At 45.6% G+C, this 562-nt stretch carries 2 protein-coding genes; both read left to right on the forward strand.

The features are described 5' to 3' along the window. Positions 1-356, forward strand: a 356-nt coding sequence (locus R7Z50_RS29890; protein WP_318150068.1) for a TSUP family transporter, incomplete at its 5' end; no start/stop codon positions are given. Beyond that, on the forward strand, positions 353-562 hold a 210-nt coding region (gene priC, locus R7Z50_RS29895; RefSeq protein WP_318150069.1), incomplete at its 3' end, for a primosomal replication protein PriC. The genes R7Z50_RS29890 and priC, both read left to right, overlap by 4 nt.

Here is a 562-nt window from a genome sequence, read left to right on the forward strand (position 1 = left end):
ACCTGCAAGGTTTGTCGATTGGTTTTTACGATGGATTAGCCGGTCCAGGAACTGGCGCGTTTTGGACTGTAAGTTCTATGGCGCTGTACCGTCTCAATATATTGCTCGCCTCTGGTTTAGCCAAAGCAATGAACTTCACCAGTAATTTTACCTCACTTATTACTTTCGCTATTTTAGGTCACATTAACTGGGTGCTAGGCTTAACAATGGGTGTGTGTTTAATGGCTGGGGCATTTGTTGGTGCGCATTCTGCAATTCGATTCGGCTCTAAGTTCATTCGTCCCGTTTTTGTCACGGTCGTGAGCGTATTGGCGATTAAGCTGGCTTATGACGCTTGGTTTGTAGGTTTATCATGAACATCGAACAACTTTCGCAAAGTTTAGAACACATGGCGAATCAAGCCGCGACATTGGATCGCCAACGAGGAGAGCATCACGTTCCGTTGTTTGATGAACGTTTATTTAGCTGCCGTTCTCGCTTACTTACCCCTTGCGTAAAAGAAGCGAAATCGACACTGGACGCGATTATCCGAGAGCAAAACGAAAATAAGCTCACCGCTTTG

Source organism: Vibrio sp. 1249-1, assembly GCF_033340495.1.